The organism is Actinosynnema sp. NPDC059797 (assembly GCF_042732085.1).
GTDB lineage: Bacteria > Actinomycetota > Actinomycetes > Mycobacteriales > Pseudonocardiaceae > Actinosynnema.
The window spans coordinates 1-5,201 of record NZ_JBHWIE010000448.1 but is presented as its reverse complement, the minus strand read 5'-3'; the positions used below and the strand labels follow the sequence as shown (position 1 = coordinate 5,201).

At 74.9% G+C, this 5,201-nt stretch carries 3 protein-coding genes; 2 read left to right on the top strand and 1 reads right to left on the bottom strand.

The features are described 5' to 3' along the window. On the bottom strand, nt 1–155 hold a 155-nt coding region (locus ACFV4N_RS39465; protein ID WP_499677798.1), incomplete at its 3' end, for an NAD(P)-binding domain-containing protein. 216 nt (nt 156–371) lie between these two features. Here ACFV4N_RS39465 and ACFV4N_RS39460 point away from each other — a divergent pair. After that, nucleotides 372–2,174: a non-ribosomal peptide synthetase gene (locus ACFV4N_RS39460; RefSeq protein ID WP_499677797.1), complete on the top strand. Its 1,803-nt coding sequence runs from the start codon at nt 372–374 to the stop codon at nt 2,172–2,174. A gap of 121 nt (nt 2,175–2,295) precedes the next feature. Beyond that, nucleotides 2,296–5,124, top strand: coding sequence for a non-ribosomal peptide synthetase (locus ACFV4N_RS39455; protein ID WP_499677796.1), 2,829 nt, complete (start codon nt 2,296–2,298; stop codon nt 5,122–5,124). The last annotated feature ends 77 nt before the right edge of the window (nt 5,125–5,201 follow it).

Below are 5,201 nucleotides of genomic sequence, written 5' to 3'. Positions count from 1 at the left end.
GTGCGGTTCCACACGGTGAGTTCGTGGCCCGCCGCCACCAGGCGGCCTGCCATGAGCGAGCCCATTCGGCCCAGTCCGAGAAACGCTAGTCGAGTCACGGGCGAGGACCGTACCGGAGGCCCGTGCTCCCGCAAGGGTCTTTCGGCGGGGTTCATCGACCGCCTATGGATCACTGATCGGCCTAACGGGAGTCACGCCTCGTAAGCAGGGAGGCGTGGGTCAAGGCCAAGTAAAGGACATTTGTTTTCCCTATTGCCACGAACGGTCTATTGGCCGTTCATCCTATGTTCACCTAGCGTTGCGGTCGCTCAGACGCCGTGAGGGCGTCGTTGCCACTGGGGGAAGCTTTGGCACCAACTGGAGCGCGCGCCGTGGAGCGCGCGCAGTACGAGCACGAGCGGGGACGGGGGACCTCCGGGCTCTCGGAGCTGGTGTGGCGCCACGTCCGGATCCGACCGGACGCGTGCGCCGTGCGCTCGCCCCGCACGGGGGAATCCCTGACCTACCGACAACTGTGGGCGCGCTCCGGGCGCCTCGCGGCCGACCTGGCGCTCCGAGGCGTCGGGCGCGGCGAGGTGGTCGCGGTCGACCTGGGCCGCTCGGTGGACCTCGTGGTCGCGCTGCTCGGCGTGGTGCGCGCCGGCGGGGCCTACCTGCCGCTGGACGCGCACGCGCCCGCCGACCGCCGCGCCGTGCTGCTGGAGGAGGCCGGCGCCCGCACCACGCTGACCGCCACCGACCTCCGCGACGCCGGGGCGGACGCCGGGGCGGGGGAGGACGAGGGGCGCGGTGTCGACGTCCGGGCGTCCGGCGACGACCCCTGCTACGTCAACTTCACCTCCGGCTCGACCGGCAGGCCCAAGGGCGTGCTCGTGCCGCACCGCGCGGTGGTCCGACTCGTCACGAATGCCCGGTACTGCACCGTCGAACCGGGCGACCGGGTGGCCAACGCCTCGAACCCCGCCTTCGACGCCACCACCTTCGAGCTGTGGCACACCCTCACCGCGGGCGCCACCGCGGTCGTCTTCCCGGCCGTGACCGAGCTGCGCCTCGACGACTGGGTGGAGCTGGTGCGGGCCGAGGGCATCACCACGATGTTCCTCACGACCTCGCTGTTCCACATGGTCGCGCGGGAGCGGCCCGGCGCGTTCCGCGGCCTGCGGACCGTCGTCGTCGGCGGCGAGCAGCTCGACCTGGCGGCCTGCCTGCGGGTGCTGGCCGAGGACCCGCCCGACCGGCTCGTCAACGGCTACGGGCCGACCGAGACGACGACCTTCGCCACCTACTACGACTGCACGCCCGACTCGCTGGCGGGTCGCGACCGCGTCCCGGTCGGGTTCCCCCTGCAGGACACCCCGGTCCACGTGCTCGACGCCGACCTGCGGCCCGTCGAACCCGGTGCGACGGGTGAGCTGTGCGTCGGCGGGCCCGGGGTGGCGCTGGGCTACCTGAACCGCCCCGACCTCACCCGCGAGCGCTTCGTGCCCGCACCGGACGGCGACGGCGTGGTCTACCGCACCGGCGACCTGGCCAGGGCCCTGCCCGACGGCGCGCTGGAGGTGCTGGGCCGCCGGGACCGGCAGGTCAAGCTGCGCGGCTTCCGGATCGAGCTGGAGGAGGTCGAGCGGGCCGTCCTGGCGACCGGCCTGGTCGACGCCGCGTTCGTGGAGAAGCTGGGAGAGGGTCCCTCCGCCTGCCTGGCCTGCGCCGTGCTGCCCGGACCGGACCGCGGGGACCCCGACGCGCTGCCCGCCGCCCTGGGCGAGGCCCTGGCGCGGTCGCTGCCCGCGTACATGGCGCCCACGCGCTGGCACGTCCTGAGTGGACTGCCCTACGGTCCCACCGGGAAGGTCGACCGCGCCCGGCTGTTCGAGCCCTTCCGGAGCGAATTCCACGGGAACGCCGAAAAAGGTGTATCCACCGCCGACGCACCCGCCTCCTCAACTGTGACGGGACAGGTCGAACTCGTCTGGAAGGAGGTGCTGGGCGTGTCCACAGTGGAAGCCCAGGACAACTTCCTCGACGCGGGCGGCAACTCGATCCTCGCGATCCAGCTGGCGTCGCGGCTCCGCGAGCGCCTCGCGGTCGACGTGGAGCCCACCGACGTCCTGCTCGCCGACTCGCTGGCCGAACTGGCCGACCGGGTGGGCGAGCGGGTGGCCGCCAAGCCCTAGCGGCACCCCGCCGACCACCGTCACCCCGGCCCGGCCGGGGGCACACCGCACGTCCCGACGCGCCACGGGTCGCACCGCGACCCGTGGTGTCCTCGCCATGCCCGATTCGGAGATCCCACGCGTGAATGACCTGCCTTCCGGCCCCACCAGGCTGGGTGCTCGCGTCGCGCCGCTCTCGTTCGCCCAAGAGCGGCTGTGGTTCATCGACGCCGCCGCGCCCGGCTCCGCGACCTACAACGTCCCGCTGCTGCTGAACTGGCGCGGGACCGTCGACCCCGCCGCCCTGCGGGCCGCCCTGCGGTCCGTCGTGGACCGCCACGAGGTGCTGCGCACGACCTACCACCTGCGCGACGGCGCGCTGGTGCAGGAGATCGGCGACACCGGCGAACCGGACGTCGAGGTCGTCGACCTGTCCGGGGTGGACGGAGCGCGGGACCGCGCCCGCGCCGAGGCCGCCGTGCTCGCCCGGCGGGGCTTCGACCTCGCCGCCCGGCCACCGCTGCGCTGCGCGGTGTGGCGCGGCGTGCCCGGCGGGGACCTGGTGCTGCTGGTGGTCCACCACATCGCGGTGGACGGCTGGTCGCTGCCCTCGCTGTTCGCGGACCTCGCGGCGGCCTACGACGCGGTCGAGTCCGGCCGGCCCGCCGCGCTGCCGGAACCGCCCGTCCAGTACGCGGACTTCGCGGTGTGGGACCGGGCCGTGACCGACTCGCCCGCGATGGAGGCGCTGCTCGCCAACCGCGCCGAGGAGCTGAACGAGGTGCCCGGCGACCTCGTGCTGGGCCCCGCCCGCCCGCGCGTCGCGGCGGCGGACGGCGACCGGCCCGGCGACGAGCACGTCTTCCCCATCCCGGCCGACCTGTGGAGCGGGGTGCACGACCTGGCCAGGTCGCTGCGCGCCACCCCGTTCGTGGTGCTGTTCGCCGCCTACCAGGCGGTGCTCCAGCGGTGGTCCGGCCGCGACGACTTCCTCGTGGGCACGGTCACCGCCAACCGCCCGCACGCCTCGGTCGAGGAGCTGGTCGGCTTCTTCGTCAACACCGTGCCGCTGCGCTGCCGCCCCGAGCCGGACCTGGCGTTCGCCGAGCTGTGCAAGCGGGTGCGCACCGAGGCGTTCAAGTCGCTCACCCACCAGCGCATCCCGTTCGACCGGCTGACCGCGCGCACCTCGCGCGGCACGGCCACGATCGGCTTCGCGCTCCAGAACATGCCCGCCCCGAGCGCGGACGGGCGCTGGGGCGCGCCGGAACTGCTGCCCACCGGGACGGCGAAGTTCGACCTGATCCTCATCGTCGAGGACGAGCAGGGCAGCCCGCGCGGGCGCGTCGAGTTCGACACCGACGTCTACTCCGCCGAGGTGGCGGCGCGGCTCGCCGGCAACTTCCTCACCCTGCTGACCGCGGCCGTCCGCGACCCCGCCACCACCGTGGCGCGGCTGCCGCTCGGCGCGTCCCGGGAAGGCGTCCTCGTCGGCGCCGACCAGGACCTGGGCGACGCGGTGTCGGTGCTCGACCTGGTCGGCCGCGGTTTCACCGACCCCGACGCCACCGCGGTCAGCGCCGCCGGCGACGGCGTGTCGTGGCGCGAGCTGGACGCCTGGTCGCGCGCCGTGGCGCACCACCTCGCCGACCGCGGCGCGGGTCCCGGCTCCTTCGTCCCCGTGCTGGCCGCGCGCGGTCCCGCGCTCGTCGCGGGCTGGCTGGGCGCGCTGCGCACGGGCGCCGCGTACGCGCCGCTGGGCCTGGACACCCCGGCCGACCGGCTGGACCACGTGCTCGCCGAGCTGGACGCGGAGGTCGTGCTGGTGGACCACGCCGGCGCGGCGCTCCTCGCCGCCCACGGCACGCGCGTGGACGCCGTCCGCGTCGAGGAGCTGCGCGCCGCGCAAGACGTCCCCGAACGGCCCTCCCCGGTGCTGACCGGCCGCGAACCGGCCGTGGTGATCTACACCTCCGGCACGACCGGCAGGCCCAAGGGCGTGCTGGTGCCGCACGGCGGCATGCTCAACACCGCCGTGTGGTGGGCGCGGGACATCGACCTCGGCCCGGCCGACCGGGTGCTGTGCACCTGGTCCACCTCCTTCGACGGCGCCACGCACGAGGTGTTCCGCTCGCTGATCGCTGGCTCCGAGCTGGTCTTCGCCGACGACGTGGAGCGGCGCGACCCCACGGCGCTGGCCCGGCTGCTGCGCGGGGCCACCGTCACCTCGATGACCCCGAGCCTGCTGCGCGCGGTCCTCGACGCCGACACCGACGACGCGCCCACGGCGCTGCGCACCCTCTACGTCGGCGGCGAGGGGCTGCCCACCACGCTGGCCCGGGAGTGCCTGGACCGCTGGGGCGTGCCGATGCGCAACATCTACGGCCCGACCGAGGCGTCCTGCATCAGCACCTTCGCGCCGGTGGACCTGTCCGACGGCCGGGCGCCCGCCATCGGCGTGCCGCTGCCCCGCACCCGCGCCTACGTGCTGGGCGCGCACCGGGAGGAGCTGCCGGTCGGCGTCCCGGGCGAGCTGTACGTGGCCGGCGCGGGCGTGGCGCTGGGCTACCTCGGTCAGCCCGAGCGCACCGACGCGGCCTTCCTGCCGGACCCGCACGGCGAGGGGCCCGACGCGCGGATGTACCGCACCGGCGACCGGGTCGTGCTGCGCGAGGACGGCCTGGTCGAGTGCCTGGGCCGGGTGGACGACCAGGTCAAGGTGCTGGGCAACCGCATCGAGCTGGGCGAGGTCCGCAAGCTGCTGGAGGAGCGGCCCGCGGTGCGCGCCGCCGCCGTCCAGGCCGAGGGCGAGCCCCTGAGGCTCGTCGCCTGGGTCGAGCTGGCCGACCCGGACGCGCCGCCGCCGACCCGGGACGAGGTGCTCAAGCCCCTGCTGCGCTGGCTGCCCGCGGCGGTGCTGCCCGCCGAGGTGCACGTGGTCGACGCCCTGCCCATGTCGGGCAACGACTAGACCGACTTCGCCGCGCTCGGCCGGCTGCGGTCGGTGCGCCGGCCGCACGCCACCGCGCCCGCCGGCGAGCTGACGCC